Source organism: Halomonas sp. AOP25-F1-15, from assembly GCF_052378675.1.
GTDB classification, from domain to species: domain Bacteria; phylum Pseudomonadota; class Gammaproteobacteria; order Pseudomonadales; family Halomonadaceae; genus Vreelandella; species Vreelandella casei.
This window is the reverse complement of record NZ_JBQSXV010000005.1, coordinates 96,532-119,997: the sequence shown is the minus strand read 5'-3', so window position 1 is coordinate 119,997 and position 23,466 is coordinate 96,532. Positions and strand designations below refer to the sequence as shown.

18 protein-coding genes are annotated in these 23,466 nt (G+C 53.9%); 8 read left to right on the top strand and 10 right to left on the bottom strand.

Annotated elements, in window-relative coordinates; genetic code table 11:
* The first annotated feature begins 4 nt into the window (after window positions 1–4).
* The 3 genes from betA to ACT3TF_RS11090 all read left to right on the top strand — a co-directional run bounded on the left by betA (window position 5) and on the right by ACT3TF_RS11090 (window position 6,274).
* Window positions 5–1,678: a choline dehydrogenase gene (gene betA, locus ACT3TF_RS11100; protein WP_444672215.1), complete on the top strand. Its 1,674-nt coding sequence runs from the start codon at window positions 5–7 to the stop codon at window positions 1,676–1,678.
* Window positions 1,679–1,909: 231 nt separating this feature from the next.
* Complete coding sequence (locus ACT3TF_RS11095) at window positions 1,910–4,396, top strand: acyl-CoA dehydrogenase (RefSeq protein ID WP_444672214.1); 2,487 nt, start codon at window positions 1,910–1,912, stop codon at window positions 4,394–4,396.
* Window positions 4,397–4,630: 234 nt separating this feature from the next.
* Window positions 4,631–6,274: a glycerol-3-phosphate dehydrogenase/oxidase gene (locus ACT3TF_RS11090; RefSeq protein WP_444672213.1), complete on the top strand. Its 1,644-nt coding sequence runs from the start codon at window positions 4,631–4,633 to the stop codon at window positions 6,272–6,274.
* A 76-nt stretch (window positions 6,275–6,350) separates the two neighbouring features.
* On the opposite strand, the gene ACT3TF_RS11085 is transcribed toward ACT3TF_RS11090, so the two are convergent.
* The 3 genes from ACT3TF_RS11085 to ACT3TF_RS11075 all read right to left on the bottom strand — a co-directional run bounded on the left by ACT3TF_RS11085 (window position 6,351) and on the right by ACT3TF_RS11075 (window position 9,663).
* A complete protein-coding gene (locus tag ACT3TF_RS11085) occupies window positions 6,351–6,575 on the bottom strand; it encodes a hypothetical protein (protein ID WP_180096060.1) in 225 nt (74 codons plus the stop codon).
* Window positions 6,576–6,909: 334 nt separating this feature from the next.
* Window positions 6,910–7,674: a DeoR/GlpR family transcriptional regulator gene (locus ACT3TF_RS11080; RefSeq protein WP_444625507.1), complete on the bottom strand. Its 765-nt coding sequence runs from the start codon at window positions 7,672–7,674 to the stop codon at window positions 6,910–6,912.
* Window positions 7,675–7,800: 126 nt separating this feature from the next.
* Window positions 7,801–9,663 carry an SLC13 family permease gene (locus ACT3TF_RS11075; protein WP_444672212.1) on the bottom strand — a complete coding sequence of 621 codons (1,863 nt, stop codon included), beginning with the start codon at window positions 9,661–9,663 and terminating at the stop codon, window positions 7,801–7,803.
* A gap of 250 nt (window positions 9,664–9,913) precedes the next feature.
* On the opposite strand from ACT3TF_RS11075, the gene ACT3TF_RS11070 reads away from it, so the two are divergent.
* A complete protein-coding gene (locus tag ACT3TF_RS11070; protein ID WP_444672211.1) occupies window positions 9,914–10,552 on the top strand; it encodes a TenA family protein in 639 nt (212 codons plus the stop codon).
* A gap of 109 nt (window positions 10,553–10,661) precedes the next feature.
* Here ACT3TF_RS11070 and ACT3TF_RS11065 read toward each other — a convergent pair whose 3' ends face one another.
* Window positions 10,662–11,639, bottom strand: coding sequence for an NADPH:quinone reductase (locus tag ACT3TF_RS11065; protein WP_441686831.1), 978 nt, complete (start codon window positions 11,637–11,639; stop codon window positions 10,662–10,664).
* A 235-nt stretch (window positions 11,640–11,874) separates the two neighbouring features.
* Here ACT3TF_RS11065 and ACT3TF_RS11060 point away from each other — a divergent pair, with 235 nt between their 5' ends.
* Together ACT3TF_RS11060 and ACT3TF_RS11055 are read left to right on the top strand one after the other, a co-directional pair.
* Window positions 11,875–12,630, top strand: coding sequence for a glycerophosphodiester phosphodiesterase family protein (locus ACT3TF_RS11060; RefSeq protein ID WP_444672210.1), 756 nt, complete (start codon window positions 11,875–11,877; stop codon window positions 12,628–12,630).
* Window positions 12,631–12,750: 120 nt separating this feature from the next.
* Window positions 12,751–13,971: a benzoate/H(+) symporter BenE family transporter gene (locus tag ACT3TF_RS11055; protein WP_444672209.1), complete on the top strand. Its 1,221-nt coding sequence runs from the start codon at window positions 12,751–12,753 to the stop codon at window positions 13,969–13,971.
* Between the two features lie 50 nt (window positions 13,972–14,021).
* Here ACT3TF_RS11055 and ACT3TF_RS11050 read toward each other — a convergent pair whose 3' ends face one another.
* Window positions 14,022–14,456 (bottom strand): hypothetical protein, encoded by a 435-nt coding sequence (locus ACT3TF_RS11050; RefSeq protein WP_441671433.1) that lies wholly within the window; start codon window positions 14,454–14,456, stop codon window positions 14,022–14,024.
* A 256-nt stretch (window positions 14,457–14,712) separates the two neighbouring features.
* On the opposite strand from ACT3TF_RS11050, the gene ACT3TF_RS11045 reads away from it, so the two are divergent.
* Complete coding sequence (locus tag ACT3TF_RS11045; RefSeq protein WP_444625512.1) at window positions 14,713–16,431, top strand: proline--tRNA ligase; 1,719 nt, start codon at window positions 14,713–14,715, stop codon at window positions 16,429–16,431.
* A gap of 25 nt (window positions 16,432–16,456) precedes the next feature.
* On the opposite strand, the gene ACT3TF_RS11040 is transcribed toward ACT3TF_RS11045, so the two are convergent.
* From ACT3TF_RS11040 to ACT3TF_RS11030, 3 genes are all read right to left on the bottom strand, one after another.
* Window positions 16,457–17,674, bottom strand: a complete 1,218-nt coding sequence (locus tag ACT3TF_RS11040; RefSeq protein ID WP_441686466.1) for a PqqD family protein — start codon at window positions 17,672–17,674, stop codon at window positions 16,457–16,459.
* An 8-nt stretch (window positions 17,675–17,682) separates the two neighbouring features.
* Window positions 17,683–18,078 (bottom strand): hypothetical protein, encoded by a 396-nt coding sequence (locus tag ACT3TF_RS11035; RefSeq protein ID WP_441686464.1) that lies wholly within the window; start codon window positions 18,076–18,078, stop codon window positions 17,683–17,685.
* A gap of 144 nt (window positions 18,079–18,222) precedes the next feature.
* Window positions 18,223–18,741 carry an FKBP-type peptidyl-prolyl cis-trans isomerase gene (locus ACT3TF_RS11030; RefSeq protein ID WP_444672208.1) on the bottom strand — a complete coding sequence of 173 codons (519 nt, stop codon included), beginning with the start codon at window positions 18,739–18,741 and terminating at the stop codon, window positions 18,223–18,225.
* 97 nt (window positions 18,742–18,838) lie between these two features.
* On the opposite strand from ACT3TF_RS11030, the gene ACT3TF_RS11025 reads away from it, so the two are divergent.
* Complete coding sequence (locus ACT3TF_RS11025; protein ID WP_441686460.1) at window positions 18,839–20,206, top strand: AmpG family muropeptide MFS transporter; 1,368 nt, start codon at window positions 18,839–18,841, stop codon at window positions 20,204–20,206.
* A gap of 62 nt (window positions 20,207–20,268) precedes the next feature.
* Here ACT3TF_RS11025 and ACT3TF_RS11020 read toward each other — a convergent pair whose 3' ends face one another.
* Window positions 20,269–22,086, bottom strand: coding sequence for an SEC-C metal-binding domain-containing protein (locus ACT3TF_RS11020; protein WP_441686458.1), 1,818 nt, complete (start codon window positions 22,084–22,086; stop codon window positions 20,269–20,271).
* A gap of 123 nt (window positions 22,087–22,209) precedes the next feature.
* The gene (locus ACT3TF_RS11015; RefSeq protein WP_444672207.1) at window positions 22,210–23,451 is read right to left on the bottom strand and encodes an ABC1 kinase family protein; all 1,242 of its coding nucleotides are present in this window, start codon (window positions 23,449–23,451) and stop codon (window positions 22,210–22,212) included.
* Window positions 23,452–23,466 lie beyond the last annotated feature (15 nt).

The following is a 23,466-nucleotide window of genomic DNA, read 5'->3' as shown; positions in this document are numbered from 1 at the left end:
TATTATGTCTCAACCACGCGAATTTGATTACATCATTATCGGCGCAGGCTCCGCGGGCAACGTGCTTGCTACTCGCCTGACCGAAGACAGCGGCGTCAGTGTGTTGCTACTGGAAGCGGGCGGCCCAGACTATCGCCTCGACTTCCGCACCCAAATGCCAGCGGCCCTGGCATTCCCACTGCAGGGCAAACGCTATAACTGGGCGTTCGAAACCGATCCCGAACCGCATATGGATGGCCGCCGCATGGAGTGTGGCCGAGGCAAAGGCCTGGGCGGCTCGTCGCTGATTAACGGCATGTGCTATATCCGCGGCAACGCCCTCGACTACGACAACTGGGCCAAACAGCCCGGTCTTGAAGATTGGGACTACCTCAGCTGCCTTCCCTACTTCAAAAAATGCGAAACCCGCGATACCGGCGCTAATAGCTACCACGGTGGTGAAGGCCCGGTCAGCGTGACCACGCCAAAAGCGGATAACAACCCGCTCTATCGCACCTTTATTGAAGCTGGTAAGCAGGCAGGCTACCCGGAAACCGAAGACGTAAACGGCTACCAGCAAGAGGGCTTTGGCCCCATGGACCGCTTTGTGACGCCGAAGGGCCGTCGTGCGTCCACTGCCCGTGGCTACCTAGACACTGCCAAAAAACGCCAAAATTTAACCATTGAAACTCACGCGGTTACTGACGTTATTGAGTTTGAAGGTAAACGCGCCGTTGGCGTTCGTTATGAACAGAAAGGCGAAAAGCAGCAGGTCTACGCACGCCGTGAAGTTCTTTTATGCGGGGGCGCTATCGCCTCGCCGCAGATTTTGCAGCGCTCAGGCATCGGCAATCCAGAACTGCTGAAAGAGCTTAATATCGAGACGGTTCACGCCCTGCCCGGCGTGGGTGAAAATCTCCAGGATCACCTGGAAATGTACATTCAATACGAGTGCAAAGAACCTATCTCGCTCTATCCGGCGCTGAAGTGGTATAACCAGCCTAAAATTGGCGCGGAATGGCTTTTCAATGGCACCGGCGTAGGCGCCAGCAACCAGTTCGAAGCCTGTGGATTCATCCGCAGCCGTGATGAAGAAGAATGGCCCAATCTTCAGTACCACTTTTTACCCATTGCCATCAGCTACAACGGCAAAAGCGCGGTGCAGGCTCACGGCTTCCAGGCCCACGTTGGCTCTATGCGCTCAGAAAGCCGTGGCCGCATTCGCTTAACGTCGAAAGATCCTCACGCGGCGCCGAGCATTTTGTTCAACTACATGGCTAAAGAAAACGACTGGCAAGAGTTTCGCGACGCCATTCGCCTCACCCGCCATATCATCGCCCAGCCAGCGTTTGAACCATATCGCGGTCGTGAAATAGCCCCTGGCGCTGACGTTCAGTCAGATGCTGAAATCGATGCATTCGTTAAGGAACACGCCGAAACGGCCTACCACCCCTGTGGCAGCTGCAAAATGGGTAGCGATGAACTCGCGGTGACCGATGGCCAGGGCCGCGTCCATGGCATTGAAGGTCTGCGCGTGGTCGATGCGTCACTTTTCCCGGTAATCCCTACTGGCAATCTAAACGCTCCGACCATTATGCTGGCGGAAAAAATCGCGGACCGTATAAAAGGTAGCGCACCGCTGCCTCGCGCCAGCGTTGACTACTATGTAGCAAACGGCGCACCCGCCCAACGCGTCTAAACATAAGCACACCTGAACATTTAGTCCGTTTATCACTCAAAACGTCATGGCTCATTGCCATGGCGTTTTTTTATAGTGTGTGTGGCTATAATGGCCTTAACCCTACCTAAATACTTGCACCAAACGGCACCCATCTGCCAATATTCAAACAGGCGTTCGACCCACTATTGTATTGCCTTTTTACTAACAACAGCAGGCTGAAATAAAAGGCCTGAAACAGAGAGAGAGTCTATGCTCACCCTACTCCTTATCGTGCTCGCCATCGCAGGTCTGCTCGTGGTAATGCGCCGTGAAGCTGGCGCTCCCGCGGCGCTGATCGTGCTTGCCGTGCTGGGCCTCGTTGGCCTGCTGTTTGACGCGAAAGTGATCGGCCTGCTGCTGCTTATTGCCGCTGCGGCGGTTGCCGCCGCTGGCCTCCCCGCGCTGCGTAGCCAATGGCTAACGCCGCGCCTATTTACCATGTTTAAAAAGGTGGCACCGAAAGTATCTGCGACAGAGCGCACGGCTTTAGAAGCAGGCAGCGTTTCGTGGGATGGCGAATTATTTTCAGGCAAGCCTCAGTGGGACAAACTGCTGGCTTTTAAAGACGACGGGCTGCGCGACGATGAGGAAGCCTTTCTAGCCAACCAGTGCGCCAAAGCGGCGGGGATGTGCAATGCCTGGGATATCGCCCATGAGCGCGCCGACCTGCCCCAGCAACTGTGGGACTACCTGAAAAAAGAAGGCTTCTTCGGCATGATTATTCCGAAGGAGTACGGCGGGCTTGGCTTCTCCGCGAAAGCCCAGTCGATGGTGCTGCAAAAACTCTCTGCCAATGAAACGCTGATGGTCACCGTGGGCGTTCCCAACTCACTCGGCCCCGGTGAACTGCTGCTTAAATACGGCACCCAAGAGCAAAAAGATCACTACCTGCCGCGCCTATCCGACGGCCGTGAAATCCCTTGCTTTGGCCTCACCGGCCCTCGCGCGGGCTCAGACGCCACGTCCCTGCCCGACACCGGCATCGTCTGCAAGCAGACCATCAATGGCGAAGAGGTGCTGGGTCTTCGTCTTAACTTCGAAAAGCGCTGGATCACCCTCGCCCCCATCGCCACCGTTGTGGGCCTTGCGTTTCGCTTGTTTGATCCAGAGAAACTGCTGGGTGACGAAGAAGATCGCGGCATAACCTTGGCCTTGATTCCCCGTGACACCGCTGGCATGGAAATAGGTCGTCGCCATCACCCTATCGGCAGCCCGTTTATGAACGGACCGATTGTGGGTAACGATGTCTTTGTACCGCTGGACACCATTATTGGTGGCCAGGACATGATCGGCCAAGGCTGGCGCATGCTGGTGGAATGCTTATCTATTGGCCGCTGTATCACGCTGCCGTCAGGCGCTACCGGCACTGCGCGCTATGCGCTGGGTTGGAGCGGCGGTTTCACCCGTGTTCGTCGTCAGTTCAACGTGCCGGTGGCGGAAATGGAAGGTGTGCAAGAGCCGCTCGCACGCATGGCAGCAATGGCCTACATTTCCCAGGCAACCGTGTACCAAACCGCGAACATGATTGATCACGGCGAAAAACCCGCGGTGCCTTCAGCGATTCTGAAAAGTCAGCTAACCGAGTTTCAGCGCGTGCTGCTTAGTGACGCCATGGATGTTCATGGCGGTAAGGCCGTGACGCTTGGCCCGCGCAACTATTTGGGCATCGGCTACAGCGCAAACCCGGTGGCGATCACCGTGGAAGGCGCCAACATTATGACCCGTAACCTGATGATCTTTGGTCAGGGCGCTATCCGCTGTCACCCGTATGTGCTGGATGAACTGGCCGCTAAAGACGCAAACGATATTCAGGCGTTTGATAAAGCCTTCTTCAGCCATGCAGGGCTGATTTTCGGCAACGCAGCCCGCGCCTTAACCCTCGGCTTTGGCCTGGGTAAAGCTAGCGTGCCTTTCGATGCTCCTGCCGCTATGTATGCCCAAGACGTGGCACGTCTCTCTGCGGGCTTCGGGCTATGTGCCGATGCCGCGATGGCAAGCTTAGGCTCAGCGCTTAAGAAGCGCGAGATGCTTTCTGCACGCCTGGGCGATGTGCTTTCGAATCTTTATCTCACGTCAATGGTGCTGAAGCAGTGGCAAGCCGGCAGTAAGGTAGAAGGCGAAGAAGCGCTATTGCACTATAGCTGCCGCTTTTTACTCCAGCGTGCCGAGCAAGCGCTTGTGGAGGTTTTCGATAATCTTCCCAATCGTATCCTGGGTAAAACGCTCAATGCCTTGGTCATGCCGGCCGGCCGTCGCTGGAATAAGCCCCATGACGATCTTGCCCGCGACATCGCCAAGCGCGTTTCCACCCACAGCGCTCTGCGCACAAAGCTGCTGGATAACACTTGGGACGTGGATGACGGTGAACAGCGCAACCCGCTAGCACGCTATAACGCCCTGCTGGTTGACTATGACCGCGCCGAGGTACTCTATCGCACGGTGAATAAAGCCTATTCAAAAGGTGAGATACCGCAAACGGCGCTTCACCCGGAAGCTCGTATTGAGGCCGGTTTGGAAAAAGGCCTCATCAGCGAGGACGATGCCATCTTCATGCGTACCTTTGAAGCGGAAGTGTTGGAAATGCTCACCGTCGATGACTTCGCCTACGATGCCTTTGCCAAGAACAAATCCACGCTAATTGATCATAACGGCCAATCCTCGCCAGCACCTCAGCAGGAAGAAGCCGGCATTAAATAACGCTTTTTGCTCTGCTCGCCTTCAACCGGCCCCTGATAATAAGGGGCCGTTTTTTTTGCGCCCACGTTATCTACCTACCGAGCAGTCTATAAGGCGATGCTAGCCTAATGCGTCCAAAAGAACATTGAATGTTCGAAAATGATCACCTATAGTTTCGTTAGTGAAAAAAACAATAAACCTCCTACTGTTCACACCATGACGGTAAGCGAGTTTTTTATGTTAACGGGGCCCGCCATGACACTGCGAAATCGAAACACTGAAAAGTTACCTACCGATATTTTTGACGCGCTCATTATCGGTGGCGGTATTAATGGCGCGGCCACGGCAGCGGCACTGGCAGGAAAAGGCGCAAAAGTTGCCTTGATTGACCGTGGCGACTTCGCCGGCAGCACCAGCATGCACTCCTCCAATTTAGTATGGGGAGGCATTAAATATATGGAAAGCAACGACTTTTCACTGGTTCGAAAGCTGTGTAAAAGCCGCAATCACTTGATTAAGAGCTATCCTTCCACGGTGCAAGAAATCCGCTTTCTAACGACTATTTCAAAAGGTTTTCGCCACTCACCGCGCTACCTATGGGCAGGCACCTGGCTTTATTGGCTAATGGGTAATGGCTTTACCAAATTGCCACGACTACTCTCATCGAAAAAGATCAAGCACGAAGAGCCCATCATCAACACGCAGAACTCGGTCGGTGGTTTTGAATACTCCGATGCTTATCTTCACGATAATGATGCACGGTTTGTGTTTAATTTTATGCGCCACGCGCTCAACTATGGCGCGGTTGCCGCAAACTACGTTGAGTCACTCGGTGCCGAGCGCGAGGGTGATTTATGGGTCACCAAGGCCCGCAACGTAATGGATGGCAGTACCTTTGACATTCGCGCCAAGGTACTGATTAACGCGGCAGGCCCCTGGGTAGATCAACATAATGAGCTAACACGTCAAAAAACGACGCACCACCATCTTTATTCCAAAGGTATTCACCTTATCGTCCCGCAGTTAACCGATTCCCAGCGCGTACTGGCGTTTTTTGCTGACGACGGGCGGCTATTTTTTGTCATTCCCATGGGTAATCGTACCTGCATCGGCACCACCGATACGCATATGGAGCACCCGGAGGTTGACGTCACCGCTGACGATATCGCCTTTGTGTTGGAAAATATCAACAAGCGTTTAACGTTAGATAAACCGCTTAGCCAAGACGACATTATCTCGACACGCTGCGGAGTGCGGCCGTTAGCGATTAAAGGCGATCAAGGCAGTGACCGTGATTTCTTGCAGCTTTCGCGCAAGCACGTGATCGATACCAATGACGACAGCGCCCATATCAGTATCTTTGGCGGCAAACTCACCGACTGTTTAAACGTTGGTGATGAAATTGCCGAGGAAATGACGCGCTTGGGCGTAACGCTATCCGCGCCTGATTTTAAATGGTATGGCGAGCCAGCAGACGCCGTGAAGCAGCAGTTTATGGATCAGGCCAAACGCATGAACTTAGATGCGATGACCGCAGCTACTTCATCAGAGCCTCTCTCGACGCGACTCTGGCGGCGCTACGCTGACCAAGCTGTTCAGATGCTAGCCAAAATCCAAGAGGACCCTGCTCAAGCTGACATCTTAATTGAAGGCACCGAATATATTCGCTGCGAGTTAGAGCACGCCCGCGACCACGAAATGATCACCCAGCTTGAAGATTTTCTACGTCGTCGCGCCAAAGTCTCGCTTGTCGTACCCCATGAGCAACTGCGCCAATCCAGTGGCTTAAAAGAGGCCTGCCGCGTGTTATTTGGCGACGATGCTGAAGAGCGCTTTAATAGCTATTTTGAACTGCACCGGGATACCTCACGGCCAGCGATATCCGCGGCTGACGCTTAAGCTTTTCGCCGCTACAAAAAAGCCCCCTTACGTAATAAGGGGGCTAGTTGTTGCTTACCGGTTAAAACCTCGCGCCCTACTCTTCGTCTTCAATGCGCAGCTGAGAATCTCCAGAGAGCACTTCATCCCAGGCCTCTTCCAGCGTGCAGCCTGAACGACTGTCTACGGTATCGATAACCTCAACCGCATGCTGTAGTGACTCACGATTGCCCTTTAACGCCACGACCAGCCTAGCGAGATCTTGCTTGCTGAAAGAGCTAGCGATGCTATCGGCTTGTTGGCTAAGTTCGATGCAGTTCATTAGTAATACCTCATGGTATGGTCATCCGCTGCCGGTCCGTTAATCGGTTACCAAGCAGCCATCTTATTGAGAAAGAAGGGTGACATTGCTACTCATGCTGGACCGGATAAGTGTCCAGTTCGGTAATTGCGAGATGGTCACAAGCGTTACAAGACCTTCGCCTTTAGCACTGGGTAATCATGAAGCGCTATGGTTCTGTAGCAGGGATCAGTTCAGTGGCTCGGGATAACGAAGCACTCGCCTGATCCGTGAATTCACTATGGGTCACGACAACAAAGCGAACAATGCGTCATTGGCCGCAGGCGCCGTTGTAACCCAACTACATCACCGCGAATTAAGCGCTGGCGATGTGAAGCGCAACATCATGCTGGGTGAGTAAACGCTGAATCGACTCTGGGGGCTTACGGTCGGTGAATAACGCGTCAAGCTGATCCAAATTACCTTGGCGCACCACCGGATTGCGGTGGAATTTCGAATAGTCTGCCGCCAAATAGATGCGCCGCGAGTTTGCGATAATAGCCTGAGCAACGCGGACTTCCTGATAATCAAACTCAAGCAGAGAGCCATCCTCATCGATACCGCTGATGCCGATAATGCCGTAGTCCACTTTAAACTGATTGATAAAGTCGATAGTGGCTTCGCCAATGATACCGCCATCGCGAGAACGCACCTGGCCACCGGCAATAATGACGGTAAAATCCTCTTTATGCTGCAAGATGGCGGCGACATTAAGATTATTAGTAATAATCTCCAACCCCTGATGCTCTAGCAACGCCTGAGCCACCATTTCATTACTGGTCCCGATATTAATAAACAGTGACGAGTGATTAGGAATATTCTGAGCTAAGCAGTGGGCAATGCGCTCTTTCTCTTCCAAGTGCAGCGTCTTGCGGGTGCTGTACGCAGTGTTGACCGTACTGGACTCGATCCCTACGCCACCATGGACTCGTCGAACCCGCCCTTCATCAGCCAGCGTGTTTAAATCGCGGCGGATGGTTTGCGGCGTCACCGAAAAGTGGGCGGTGAGTTGTTCAATGCTCATATAGCCTTGCTGCCGAACTAGCTCGACAATGGCATCCTGACGAAATTGTTGGTTCATAGGCCCGGCCTGTTCGATTTTTATTGGTATCAGAGCGTAGTAGGTTAGCAAAATTTTCGAAACCTAATAACAATCATCCACCATTCGCTCTATATCTATTAATAGGCCGAGCAGTGACAAGCTCTCCTAAAGCGGCCACACCAGCAAAATGAGCGGTATAGAAACGGCTAACACCACCACTGACAGTGGCAAGCCCAGCTTCCAATAATCACTAAACCGATACCCACCGGGCCCCATGACCAACGTGTTTGACTGATGCCCAATCGGCGTTAAAAACGCACAGGATGCACTGATCGCCACGACCATTAAAAATGGATCAAGTGAAACGTCGAAGCCATTGGCCAAACTGACTGCAATTGGCGCCATCAGCAGCGCCGCTGCCGCATTGTTAACCACATTAGAAAGTAACATGGAGAGAAGGAACAATCCGATCATGGTGACCACTACCGGCCAGTCGCTGCCAAAACGCAGCAGCGTATTGGCCACCAGGTCCGCGCCACCGCTAGTTTCTAATGCTTCGCCAACCGGAATCATTGCCGCTAGCAGTACGATCACAGGGCCGTCAATCGCCTGATACCCTTCACGTAACGGCAGCACGCCGATCAGCAGTGAAATCAGTGCCGCGGTACTCATGGCAACGGCTGCAGGCAATAAATCAAATATCATCGCCATGATCGCGAGAGCAAAAATGGCAATCGATATCACCAACTTGCGCGGCTGACCTAAATGCAGCTCACGTTTTGCAAGTGGCAGGCAGCCAAGTGAGGCTAAATTTTCTGAAATTTCATTTTCACTGCCCTGAAGCAATAAAACATCACCATTTTTAAAACGAATATCGCGCAAGCGCTGCTTCAAGCGCCCGCCGTCACGGGCAACGGCCACTAAGTGCAGCCCAAACTGATGATTTAAACGCAGCTGCCGCACGCTGCGATTAATCATCATTGAGTCATTGCGCACAACCGCTTCGATTAGCTGTAGGCCCTCGGTATCGACCGGTGCGGCCTCCTTCGCGGGCTGTTTCTTAGCAGGCTCAACGTCAGGGTGCTCGGATGTATCTGATTCTTCCTCAGCGTCCTCTTCCCGTTCGGCAATCGCGCTAAGCCCTACTTTGTCTTCCAGCATTTGAAGCTCATCAGGGCCTGCTTCTAATAGCAGAATGTCGCCCTCTTCCAAAGCACCGTGAAAATCATATCCTGCACGGCGCTCATCATCACGCACCACCGCCAGCACGGGGATCGTTTCGTCCAGCTCGTCGCGCAGCTGCTGCAACGTTAAGCCTTTGGCTTTTGATCCCTCTGCCACTTTTAACTCGACCAAATAGTTGGCGGTATCAAACATTTCATCCGTAGAGGCTTGCCCGCTGCGTTTTGGCGTCAGGCGCCAGCCGATTAACACAATAAAAGCCAGCCCCGCCAGCGCGACGGCAACACCCACGGGAGAAAAGCTAAACATACTAAACGCTTCGCCCGTCACTTCACGTCGATAGCTGGAAATAATGATATTGGGCGGCGTACCGATCAGCGTTGTCAGGCCACCGAGCAATGATCCAAATGCCAGCGGCATCAGCAGTAAAGAAGGCGAGGTGTTGTGCTCACGGGCCAGCCGCATCGCCACTGGAAGCAGCAGCGCCAAGGCACCCACATTATTCATAATACCCGACAGCAGTGTGACGGTGCCCACCAACACTAACAGCTGGAGAAGCAGGTTTTCACCGACTTTAAGCACTTGATTTGAAATAACATCGACCACACCAGAGCGCTCAAACCCTCGGCTGAGCACCAGCACCGCGGCAACGGTGATCACCGCCGGGTGGCCAAAACCAGCAAAGGCGCCTTCAGCGGGCACCAGGCCCAGCATCACAGACCCTAATAGTGCTGCCAGCGCGACTAAATCATAGCGAAAACGGCCCCATATAAAAGCAACCAGCGTTAGCCCAAGAACGATAAACACTAACGTACTTGGTGCCAAACCGATAACGTCTGCTGCCATGCTAATCACCTCCGTGTGCCGCCATTGAATAAGAACAAGGCGATTGCACCGCCCTATCGGTTTACTTGTCGAGCTGCCGCATAAGCTAACGGTGCCTATATACATTAGGCGATATTTATACAGCCGTATATGACCTGCAGATGGCGCGTAAAAATATAACTAACGCTCTGCCTACACAAGCATTCACTGCACTCTGGCGTTGAAATCGATAAGATAGCGGTCAAGGGTTATTCAGCACACTGGAGATCGTATGGATTTATGTCACCGCCTGCGCGAAGCTGCCCAGCCCCACTGGAATGCCTCGGTCAATCATCGTTTTGTGGACCAATTGCTTGAAGGCAAGATTGCGGATAACGTTTTTGCTCGCTATTTGGTTCAGGATTTTCACTTTTGCGATAGCTTTGTACGATTACTTGGCGCTGCGGTTTGTGTCGCCGACGATCCAGATGCCCGCCTAACGCATGCACGCCAGCTTTCGGTACTGGCGGGTAGCGAATATCGCTATTTTATCGATTCGTTTGCAGCATTAAACATTCCCGAAGCACAGTGGAAAAATCCGGAACTGGCCAAGCCAACCCACGCGTTTATTGCGCTAATGGAAAGCGCCTGCAATTCACAGGATTACGCCTTTATCCTGGTAGTACTGGTAGTCGCTGAATGGCTCTATCTCGAGTGGGCTCAGCGTGCTCAAGAACCGCTGCCTATACGCCCTGAACACCGCGACTGGATTGTGCTCCATAACGAGCCTGATTTTGTTCGCTGGGTTAATTTTTTATGTAACGAGCTAAACCGCGTAGGCGCCGAGCGCGATTTTGAAACGCTTAGCAAGCCGTTTATTGAAGCCAGCCAAATTGAGCAGCGTTTTTTTGATATGGCCTTTGAGGTATAACCCTAAACTGCCACTATTTAAGCGGTAGCTATTAATGCTTTAAAATAACCTAAGCCGTAAGTAACAAAAGCCGCTCACACACAGCGGCTTTTGTTACTAGCATGATGCTTTAGGGAAGCAATACGGTTGAACCCGTGGTTTTGCGGCTCTGTAGCGCATCCTGTGCGTTACCAGCCTCGGCCAGCGGATAGCGGTTAGCGATATCAATCGTAATTTTACCGCTCTCAAGCATGGCGAAGAAGTCATCGCACATTGCTTCCAAACGCTCCCGCGTGTCCGCATAGCCGTTAAGGCTTGGACGAGTGACAAACAGCGCACCCTTCTGATTCAAAATACCAATATTCACGCCGTCAACCGGGCCGGAAGAGTTGCCAAAACTAACCATTAGAGCGCGGGGCTTTAAACAATCTAACGATGTTTCCCACATATCTTTGCCCACAGAATCGTAGACCACGTCGCACATTTCACCGTTCGTCAGCTCACGTACACGCTCGACAACGTTCTCTTCGCTGTAATTAATCGTCGCCCAGGCACCGTTTGCCATCGCGAGATCCGCTTTTTCTTGCGAGCTGACCGTACCGATCAGTTTTACACCTAACGCTTTCGCCCATTGGCAGGCAATCGAACCAACTCCGCCGGCGGCCGCATGGAATAAAATAGTTTCGCCGCCTTTCAGCGCATAGGTTTGACGAAGCAGATACTGCACGGTCAGGCCCTTGAGCATACTGGCCGCCGCTGTCTCAAAATCAACCGAGTCGGGTAGTTTGATGACCTTTGCCGCTGGCAGTGTGTGCAGTTGAGCATAGGCGCCTAACGGGCCTTGCGCATAGGCGACGCGATCACCGACGCTTAAGTGTGTGACGCCTTCACCAACGGCGTCGACAACGCCCGCGCCTTCGGTACCTAGCCCCGAAGGCATAGACGGCGCTGGATAAAGGCCGGTACGAAAATAAATATCGATAAAGTTAAGGCCGATCGCTTTATTGGCAATGCGCACTTCACCTTGACCTGGATCAGCAGAGTTCACATTGACCAGTTCAAGCACGTCGGAGGCGCCGGTACGTGTAAATTGGATACGCTGAGACATTAGATCGTCCTTATTGATTGTTAAGTTTAGTCACTATTCAACCGGTTAATAACAGATAGCTGGTGAATAGCAGACGTACGGCTGATACTGCTATCGAAGCGTGTTGCGTCCTATAAATCAAGCTCGCATGCTAGCGCATTTGAATACATGCCTGCACCTGAGCACTGAAACACAGCAGTCATGCACCCATGCTAGACTTAACGCATATCTATCGTCGAAGGCTTAGGGATTTTTCATGACCCACCCTGCAATTCAACTGCCCACGCTGATTGCTCACCGGGGCTATTCAGCCGCTGCCCCTGAAAACACCTTGTCGGCAGTGCGCGCCGCTTATCAGGCCGGGATCAACTGGGTAGAGTTAGATGTGCAGCTACTCGGTGACGGCACGCCGGTGATTTGGCACGATGCTGACGTAGCGCGCTGCTCGAATAGCCGCGGAGCGCTTGCGTCGATGGACTGGGCCCATGCCCAAACCTTAGATGTGGGCAGCTGGTTTGGCGATGCCTTTTCGGGCGAAAAAATGGCCAGCTTAGAGGCGATGCTAGCGCTGCTTAACGAGCTGGGCATGAGCGTCAATATGGAGATTAAGGTCAACAAAGGCCGTGATCCCATCGCACTGGTGGAGCGCACACTACCGGTAATGCTCGATACTCTGCCCTCCGAGCGGCTGATTATCTCCTCCTTTGATAGCCGCGCGCTTGCCCACTGTCGTCAGTTTGCGAACAGCGACCGACTAGCACTGGGCGTGCTGCTCGGCAGCGTGCCTAAAATATGGCGCCCCCAGTGCGAGGCTATTGAGGCCTTCAGCGTGCACCCCGATTGGCCACGCTTAAAGCGTACCCAAGCCGAAGCCATACTGCATGATGGCTACCAGCTACTCTGTTACACCGCCAACGACCCAAGCGCCTTTCATAGCCGGTGGGCATGGGGCATTAGCAGCGTTATCACCGATGAGCCGGCCGCATTCAAACGCTTTTTAGATAGCCATTAACGTCGAGCGTCATTCATAACAGAGGCGCCAGACAAGCTGGTGCCTGGACGCACAGTGCGCTGTAACGCACAATGCAGCGCTATTTGACGACTTATGTTGGCGCGCTTCGCGGGAGGCCTCATGCAGGAAACATCAGACGAACCTTCATCCCAGCCCCCAGCGCGGCGGTATTCGCTATGGCACGACATGAGTGTCTCAAGCGTTACCGCGGGTTTTGTCGCCGTTACTATTGGCTATACCAGCTCAGCGGCGATTATTTTCCAAGCGGCTGCCGCTGCAGGCGCATCACCGGCACAAATCAGCTCTTGGCTATGGGCGCTAGGCCTTGGCATGGGGGCGACCTCACTGGGTCTATCATTACGCTATCGCATGCCGTTACTCACCGCATGGTCTACTCCCGGCGCGGCCTTCCTAGCGACGAGCTTACCTGGCATTCCCATGCAAGAGGCTATCGGTGCCTTTCTATTTTCGGCGCTGTTAATTACCGTGTGCGGCGTGACGGGCATGTTTGAACGCTTAATGCGCTATATACCCAGTGCGATTGCCTCGGCCATGCTAGCTGGCATACTACTTCGCTTTGGATTAGATCTTTTCGTGGTCATGGAACGCGAGTGGTTGATACCGCTGTTAATGCTCGCTGCCTGGGTAGCGGGACGACGTTTATGGCCATCACTGGCAGTACCTGGCGTCTTGATAACGGGCTTGGCTATCGCCGCCTTGCAAGGTCAAATCAACCTGCATGATGTCCCTCTCTCTCCGTCCATTCCCGTGTTTACGGCACCGGCATTTACTCTTTCTACGCTCATTGGCATTGGCATACCGCTGTTTGTCATCACCATGGCCACACAAAACTTGCCGGGTGTCGCGGTGCTGCGCGCGGCCGGCTACCACCCCAATAGCTCGCCACTGATTAGCTGGACAGGCGCCACTACGCTGCTATTAGCGCCGTTTGGTGCCTTTGCACTGAATATGGCGGCCATTAGCGCGGCGGTGTGCCTGGGCCCTGACGCGCATGAGAATCCACATAGGCGTTACACGGCGGGCGTGGCAGCGGGTGTTTTCTATATCATTTTAGGCATTTTCGGTGCCACCGTTACGGGGGTATTTAACGCAATGCCTTCGGCACTCGTGATGGCTTTAGCGGGCATTGCTCTGCTAGGCACCTTAGGCGGTGGCCTGGCTAATGCCTTTTATGACGCGAAGCAGCGTGATGCAGCCATTGTGACGTTCTTACTGACCGGTTCAGGCATTACTTTACTGGGAATTGGAGGCGCATTTTGGGGGCTGGTGGCGGGTCTAATGGTATTAACGATAACCACAAAAAAACCCAGCGCGGCGTGAAGCCTGCGCTGGGCTTTTAAAGCCAGTCACTATCGCGGTATGTCATTTAACTACATCGCTGACAGCTTCTCATCATCCAGCACGCCTGACATACGAACCATCGCCAAGGCTTCATCCAGGCTGCCCATTTCTTCAATCATTACCAGCTCATTTTCCAAGCTCACCGGCTTGCCCGCGGTCTCTGAGAGCAACTTCTCTAGTGAGGCTACGTCCATAGCGTCGTCTAAGTGGCGAACATCAACTGACGCGCTATTGCGGCCCGGCAGATAGATAGTGCCATTAGAGAAATCCACGGCGTAAGCAATCACCCCAGGTACGATAAAAAACAGCAGCCCTACGCTATTAGCGATAGCAATGACCGGGTCAATATCGCCACTTAGCTGGCCTTTTCGCTCAGGATGAAAAATCGTACCACAACCACTTAGTGCCACCACAGAAGCCCCAACGACGGCTCCCGTCAACCAGCGACGCACTACATGATGCATGAAGGTTCCCTCAAGTAATAAGAATAACGGTCGCCGGGTAGATATTGTGACTTGGCGTCTTATTGCCGATGACCGCACCGTAAACCAAAGCAGTTTAGCACAATCTATCAAAAGCATAGGGCGCTGGTGAGAAGTAGGATTTTGCCGCTTTAACGACTAGGCCGTACAATGTCGTCATCCAACGCTAACGGGGCTATAACGCCCTATCACTAAGCCCTGATTTTTCAGTACACGTACCTAAGGAATGCTCACGCCCATGCGCGCCAGCCAATTACTGATTGCCACGTTAAAAGAAACGCCGGCCGATGCCGAAGTCATTAGCCACCAGTTAATGTTACGCGCCGGGATGATTCGCCGCTTAACGTCTGGCCTGTATACGTGGCTGCCGCTTGGCCTTCGCACGCTGCGAAAAGTGGAAGCCATTGTGCGTGAAGAAATGAACAGCGCTGGCGCTCAAGAAGTACTGATGCCCGCCGTGCAACCTGCTGAGCTTTGGCAGGAATCAGGCCGTTGGGAGCAATATGGCCCTGAGCTGCTACGCATGAAAGATCGTCACGACCGTGACTATTGCGTGGGCCCTACCCACGAAGAAGTTATTACCGACCTGGTGCGCAAAGAAATCGCCAGCTATAAACAGCTACCGGTCAGCTTCTACCAAATTCAAACCAAATTTCGTGACGAAATTCGCCCACGCTTTGGTGTGATGCGCTCGCGTGAATTTATCATGAAAGATGCTTACTCTTTTCACCTTGATGAAGACTCGCTGAAACAGACCTATCAAGACATGTACGACGCCTACACGCGTATCTTCACACGCTTAGGGCTTAATTTCCGCCCTGTGATCGCGGATAACGGCTCCATAGGTGGTTCCGGCTCACACGAATTCCACGTCTTAGCCGACTCTGGCGAAGACGATATCGTGTTCTCTAACGCGTCAGATTACGCGGCCAACATAGAGAAAGCCGAGGCATTGCCCGCACCGCTTGGCAGCCAAGCCGCTCGTTCCGAGCCTAGCGAAGAGCTACGCTTAGTTGAGACGCCCGATGCCAAGACCATCGCAGCCTTAGTTGAGCAGTTTGATTTGCCCATTGAGAAAACGATTAAAACACTAATGGTGCAAGCAGCCGAAGGTGGGCTGATCGCGCTGCTGATACGCGGTGATCACACGTTAAACGAAGTTAAAGCCGAAAATCTTCCCCAGGTAGCCGCCCCGCTCACCATGGCCACAGAAGAAGAAATTCGCGCTCTTGTTGGTGCAGGCCCTGGCTCACTTGGCCCCGTAGGTCTTGAGATGCCGATCATTATTGATCGAAGCGTCGCCCTTATGAGCGACTTTGGCGCAGGCGCCAACGTCGATGGCAAACACTACTTCGGCATTAACTGGCAGCGCGATGTCGCCTTGCCCGACGTTGCCGACCTGCGCAACGTGGTCGAAGGCGATCCCTCCCCAGACGGCCAAGGCACGCTGTCTATTAAGCGCGGCATTGAAGTGGGCCATGTTTTCCAGCTGGGTCAAAAATACTCACAGGCTATGAACGCGAACGTACTGGGCGACAACGGCAAAACCAGCCATCCATGGATGGGTTGTTACGGCATCGGCGTAACGCGCGTAGTCGCGGCGGCCATTGAGCAAAATCACGACGAATCCGGCATTATCTGGCCCAACGCGATTGCACCGTTCCAAGTGGCGCTAGTGCCGATGAATGCACACAAATCTCAGCGTGTGCGCGAAGAGTCTGAACGGCTATACCAAGCACTGAGCGCTGCGGGATTAGATGTGTTGCTGGATGACCGCGATACTCGCCCAGGGGTTAAATTCGCCGACCTGGAACTGATGGGTGTGCCTCACCGCTTAGTGATTGGCGATCGTGGCTTAGACAACGGCGAACTGGAATATAAAGGCCGTCGAGACAGCGAAGCGACCATGGTTTCTGCGGATAAAATCATTGACTTTCTGCGCGAAAAAGCCAGCTAAGACATGAGTTAAAGCCACCGCGCAGCTAACGGCGCGGTGGTTCTTCAATCAAACCAGCGGCTAAAAATTGCCCCAGCAGCTCGGCGATATCTTTGCGGACTTGCTCAAGCGAGACCGGCATAAAAAAGGCTGCCAGCGTTTGGCTAAGCTCCTCTATAGTAAGCGCCTCATGCTGCAATAACCCCCATGCCGCCCGGCTCGTCAGATTCATTCTGTGAATGGCGCCACCCTCTTCGACAATCACAAATAGCTCATCGCCCAGCGGATATTCGTACGCGGCTTGGCAGGCGTGCCAGCAGCGCTGATCGTTTCGATCCAAGGCAGCAACGCCAGGTGTAGGCACGTCTTGTGACGCTAGCGCATCGTTTGACGGCCGTGCATTCATCACCTTTTCTAGCTCACGCCCCACGAAATCGGCCGCTTGAAAAGCATCGGCGTAACGCAATAGAAAACAAGGGACATGCTTCATCAAGGACCAAAACTTAGCTACTAATACTTGGTCAGAGAGCGTGTCAGCGAAATTCTGCTTTAACAGTTGCCACAGCCCCTCGCCGTGCTGAAGCGCTGTTAGCTGCGGGGAAGTAACACTATCATCACGATCAATCAGTATAATCGCGCCAACCGGGCACTTTTCACCATGACTGGCTAACAGCGTTTCATCCAGTGCGACATAGCCATAGCGATCATCGCTTGGCCCCTGATGATGATTAATAAAGTCCCGAAACTCTTCGTCTAGAGAAGCGGGAAGCGGCAAACGCAGCCTGGGAGCAACGCCAAGCGACAGACCCTCACCTTCAGGGGTTAATGCCACTACGTCATCGCCAAACACTCGATAACCGGCAGCCGCAAAAGCGGCTGTAAGCGTACTCTTACCCGCACGATGTGAGTCAGGAAAGATAACAAGCTGATCGTTTATTTGTGCAGAACCGCAGTGCAGGCCAATGTAATCAGGATGACAATGTAAAAATGCCCCGGCTAAATCGGCAATAACGCTGCATGCAGCGCTGACGGGCGTATCCAGCCACATACCTTTTGGCAGTGCTGGCGCCTGCTGCCAAAAGCCATCTTCTTGCTGCCAAACGCAAATCTCAGGGGCAGTCGGCTGAAGCGAACACTCAGTTAACGGCCACCCAGGCATCGCCGCCCGCAGAACCGGCAATAGCGGCTGTGCATTCATCAATCGAATATATGGGCCGATGCCGGGTAACGCATAGTCATGGGCAAGACCGTCTGCAGCGTTCATCACTCACCTCACCATAAATGCTTCAGTACACGACTAATACGCAGCTCGATCACACCGTCGCGTTCAAATCGTGAAAGCTCATCGAGGCGTGACCTGTAGGCCCGAGGCTCATAGCCACGGGATGAACCATGGCGACGATTGTCGTGCGAGTTGGCGTGGCGGTGTCGAGAATGGTTAGGTCGAGAATGACGCGGTCTTGAATGGCTGGGTCTGGAGTAACTTGCTCTTGAGTAGCTCGCTCTTGAGTAACTAGGCCGCGAACGATGGTCGTGGGCTTGCGCTTGATCCATTGAAAGCAGCGTAGGTGCCACGTAAAGAGCTGCCGCGCCCAAGCCTAAGCTGGCTAACACCTGACGGCGGGAACGACGCTGCTTTAATAAGGTAGGCTCTTCGATTTGGCTCATCTCTTTTCTCCGCAGTTATCGAACACTGTTTGATTTCTGCATTCACTTTAACCAACGCGTCGTCAGAGTGCCACTCAACCAAGCCTTTTCCCTATTGTTTGCTCATTGTTACAAATGTTGGCTTATCATTAAGCTAGGTAAAACCTATAACACCTTACGATCTTCGACTTTACTATGCTCGGTGCCGGGCGGTAGCGGATGCCCTTTAGCTAGCTCAGCACGCGTTGCTTCACGCACCTCAAGAATATTTACCCGATAGTTAAGCGTACGCCCTGCCAAAGGATGATTAGTATCGATAGTGACCCGATCATCCCTAACATCTAACACAGTCACAATTTGTGGGCCCGCCTCGCCTTCAGTTTGAAAATTGCCGCCGGGGACTAGTTCTGCGCCACCAAACGAGCCTCGGCTGACGTCTTGAATCAATGCCTCATTGCGAACACCGTAGGCATCAGCGGGCAACAGCTGGATACTTAACTGAGCGCCAACCACTTGGCCTATCAGCGCATTTTCTAGGCCAGGGACAATATTATCGTGGCCGTGAAGGTACTCAAGCGGCTTACCGCGCGCGCTGGAATCATCTAGTATTCGCTGACTGCCATCGCTGAGAATATCTCTAAGGACATAGTGCAAGGTCACAACCTGATGCGCCTTAATCGACATTGAAAACTCCTCTCCGGTAAGCTGTCGGCTTTGTGATGAATGACAGCCCCAGTTTATCACTTGGTCGTTGCCAACGTCTTTCCAGGAGTAGCGTTTAATGCCCAGCCTTTTCCCCCAGCGCAGTTGGCTTGCAGCGCTGGCTATTTATTGCCGTGCGTCCGTTATTACCATGCTTTTTTTGGGGTTTTCAGCAGGCCTGCCTTTTCTATTGGTGTTCTCAACGCTTTCAGCCTGGCTGCGCAGCGACGGCGTTGAAGTGGCGGCCATAGGCTTTTTTGCCTGGATCGGCATGCTCTATTCAATAAAATTTTTCTGGGCGCCCGTGGTTGATCGGCTGGCGCTTCCGCTACTCACTCGTGCGTTCGGCCAACGACGTGGCTGGATGCTTTTGGCACAAAGCTTAATTGCAGCAGGCTTAATTGGGCTGGCGGGTCTAAGCCCGGTTGGCAACCTGGGCTGGGTAGCCGTTTTTGCGCTGCTGGTCGCCTTTGGCTCCGCCACTCAAGATATTGCCATCGATGCCTATCGCATTGAGTCTGCCGAGGATGATGTCCAGGCAGCCATGGCATCCACTTATATTGTCGGCTATCGCGGGGGGCTACTTGCCGCCGGCGCTGGGGCGCTTTACATCGCCGCATCTTCTTCATGGAGCATGGCCTATCTGACCATGGCAGCGCTGATGAGCATTGGCGTACTCACGGTATTACTGCGCCCCGAGCCAAAGCGTGCATCGCTCTCTATTCAGTTAATTCATGAACCTAAAGTTCGGGCGTTTATTCGTTCAAGCCGCGGAAAACCCAAAGTCTTACGCCGCCTTGGCGCCTGGAGTATTGGCGCACTGGTATGCCCGTTTACTGACTTTTTTAGACGCTACGGGGTGAAAGCACTGTGGATTCTGGTCTTTATTGCAGTGTTTAGAATCAGCGATTTGGCCATGGCTTCGATGGCGAACCCGCTTTATATAGATTTAGGGTTTTCACTGGCGACCATTGCCAATGTTACCAACATATTTGGCATTGGAATGAGCATTGCCGGCGGGGTTTTAGGTGGACTGCTGGTCGCGCGCTATGGCATCGGCCCACTGCTTATTATCGGTGCAGGATTAGTAATGGTCACTAACTTGCTGTTTGCCGTACTTGCAATCGTAGGTAATCAGCTGCCCATGCTGGTGGTCACGATCATTGGCGATAACCTTGCCAACGGGCTAGCTAGCGCCGTGTTTATTGCCTTTCTCTCTAGCCTTACCTCGCGCGCTTACACCGCAACACAATACGCGCTGTTCTCGTCACTGATGACGCTACCCGGAAAATTCTTAAGTGGTTTTGGCGGGCTGGTGGTCACGGCGCAGGGTTATCCGAGCTTTTTTGTGATCGCGACCCTGCTGGGAATACCCGCTATCGTGCTAGCGATTTGGATCAGCCGAGATAAACAGCTGGTGCCCACACCTGAACCTTACGCTCATTAAACTCAATGGCGTCTAACCAGAAGACATTCATTAGCCTAATGCGCGCAAGTTATGCAAAACGCCTAGCGATGGGCTTCTAACCAGTCCAACGCCCCAGAGGTGGTACGCCACTGATCGCGCATCAAGGTGCGGTACTGCCATGCTTCCGCACGGGAACCGGGGTCGACCTGGCCATCCGCATGGGGCATAGAGGGGCGCGGGCTTTCAGAGCAAATAAGCTCTAAGGCATGGCGATTATGGCCAACCACATCGCTAAGCGCAGTCTCTGCCGCTTCAAGATGTTGTAACCGATAGAGGGCGAGGGTTTTACCCATTAACAGCCCCAGCACTAACGAGCCGTCATCATCATTCTCTTCGGCTAAGGCCAGCGCTTCTTCGTTGCGATCATCACGCAGCAGTTGATCAAGCACCAGCTCACGCAGCCCAAGGCTATCTTCTTGATCGATGAGTAGCAGCTCTTCTGCTAATTCGCGCGAGTGCTGGCGCGCCCCACGCTCCATGCCTACCACCAACGCTAACCCGGTGCGCAGCAACATCGCATTATTCGCATCATCCCAGCACAGGTTACCGTCACCCGCGGCACGGGCCTGCTCTAGCCAGCGTGAGAGGCGCAGTGCCAAGGGCTCTAGCAGGGTTGGGGCCATCCAGGGCAGGCTGCCAAATCGGCTGGTCAATGCCAGAGTGAGATCCTGCACCACTTGCGGCGCGTCCAGCCATTCCGGGTGAGCGCATACCGCCGTCATCCACTCAACCGCATTACCCCAGGGGTCATCGCGAAAGCCCAGCGCTACATCTTCATCCACCAGCACTTGAAACTGCTCATGCCAAGCGGCAAACAGCGTCGCCTCACGGGCACTTGAGTGGTAAAGCAATCGACCGCTTTCCGGGTCCGTTTGAATATCGATTTTGGGGGCGGTAGGCAGTGCGGCAAGCAGCGCCTGCAGCGCTACCAGCGGCGTAGCCAAATCTTCTTCAGCGCTCAGTAGCTGGTCAGCGAGCGTTGCGCCGGGGTTTTCCGCCAGCGCGGCTAAAAACTCCAGTTGATCTTCATCTAGCTCGCCTTGACGAACTAACCGTCGGTACCAGAAATTAGCCCGTTCCTTAGCTTCCTGCTCATGCCCCTCATGAAGCAGCAGCATGGCCTCAATGTAAGCCAGCGTGGGCGAATCAGGCAGCGCCTGCTGAGCTTTGACGAAAGCACCGCGAGCGCTGTCCAAATCGTCGTTATCAAGATGCATTAAGCACAAACGTTCAAGCGCCACGCCGCGTAAAAATAGCGGCCCGCGCTCCATCACTTCGTCGAGCAAATCGGCACGTTTGCGGGTAAAGCCGCGCTCTTGATAAATATCCAGCAGTATCTCGAAGGCAGGCTCAGCCTGCTCGGGTAGACGTGACCAATCGCTACCGTCAAAGAGCGATTCGAGGATTTGCATTGCGCGGCCGGTCTGGCCACTTTCCGCAGCGATAAGGCCAGCTTCTAATAGCGCCTGAGCGGGCGCCTGCTGGCTATCCAGCGCAGCCTTCAAGGTAGCGCCCTTCCATTCGCGCAGCGAGAGCATCCACATCATCTGCTCGGGAATGTCAGTAGGAAACTCAACCTGATAGCAGCACTGCTTAAATTTGCGACCGGAATCACACCAGCACGGCTCGTTGCGCCCAGGCGTGGCAAGCGGCTCGCTGCCAAAATCCAGCCGCTCTAACGGCGCCTGCGACCACAGCACCGGGGCCAGCGCCTGTGCCATAGCCACGTCGCCGTTAAAGGCGTCCGCGCCTTTGGCGCGCACCCAGGTCATGAAGTCCGGATAATGTTCTTGCTGCCTGATTGCCGAGAGTGCCCCGGAGGCAAATCCCAGCAGCTGATCGACCCATACCGCTAGCATTGCCGTCTCCACTGCGTTAAACGATGTCTATCAATCGTGTGTCTATAAATAACGATGTCTAAAATGAAAGCGACATAGTTTATCACGAAGGCCGTCATCGCCGCAGTGGCAATCGTTTTATCGTTAATGGGCCCTCGCTATAAGAGGTAACGTCCGCGCATGCATGTCCAGTCGAGCACCTAGTCGCACCAAATTCCAGTAGTGGCCGTTTAGCGCACGCGAAAGCAAAAGCGTCTCCGCGGGAGGTTGCAAGCGGTCCATGGCAGCCCACACTTTTGGGGTAAGCTCACGCAGGCGACGATGGACTCGCACATCGCTGAAATCCTGTTCGCCCGGCGCAAACAGTGGCGCAATGCACTCGGCCGACTCGCTGTACAGCGCCAAAGGCGCCCCCTGCCCTTGGCGTCCGCCCATTTTCATTAATGCCTCATCCATCCCCATGGGGTCATGTTTCAGCGTGGCATCCAGCAGCTGCATCATCGCCTTTATCTGCGCCTCAGGCACCGCGATGACCGCGCCTAAATCATAAATGACCAGCCGGCCCTGGGCATCCACAGCAAAGTTGCCCGCGTGAGGGTCGGCATGCAGCTCACCGAACGTAAACAACTCTTGGGTAATCCAATCCGCCAACGTTTGAGCAATGCCCTGGCGCGTTGCGTCATCCGCCTCCGACAATTCACGTAGCGGCGTGCCATCAACAAAACGCATTGCTAATACGTGCTGGCCGGAGAGCGCCGGGAGTGGCTCGGGAATCATCAGGCGCGGGTCATCCTTATAGCGCTCACCGTAGCGAGCCAGTGCTTCAGCCTCGGCGACGTAATCCAGCTCCTTGCGCAGGCTGTCGGCCAGCTCTTCAAATAGCGCATCCAAACGAGCCTGGGGGACTTTGAACCAGCGGCCTAGACGCATGATGCGCCGCACCTGAATCAAATCACTTTCAAGCACCTCGGCAAGGCCAGGATATTGCACCTTGAGTACGATCGTTTCACCCTCGTGAGTGGTTGCCCGATGCACCTGCCCCATCGAAGCACTGGCGAAGGGCCGCTCTTCAATCTCGCTGAAGTAATGATCAATATCGCCATACTGGAGCACCAGCGCTTCACGGATGCGCGGCCAGGGCATTGGCTCGGCTTGGCGCTGCAGGCGGGCAAGCTCCTCAGCTAGGTCTGGGGGCAGCAGATCATCCCATTGAGACATGACCTGGGCGAGCTTCATGGCCGGGCCCTTTAACTCTGATAACCCCTCAAACAGCGCCTCGCCAAGGGCACGCCAATCCGCCTGCCCACCTAAGCGCGTTTTAAGCAGCGCACCGCCGGTACGTGCGCCCAAGCCCATTAAACGCCTTGTTCTGCCACGCTCACGCATTCATTGCCCTCCCTT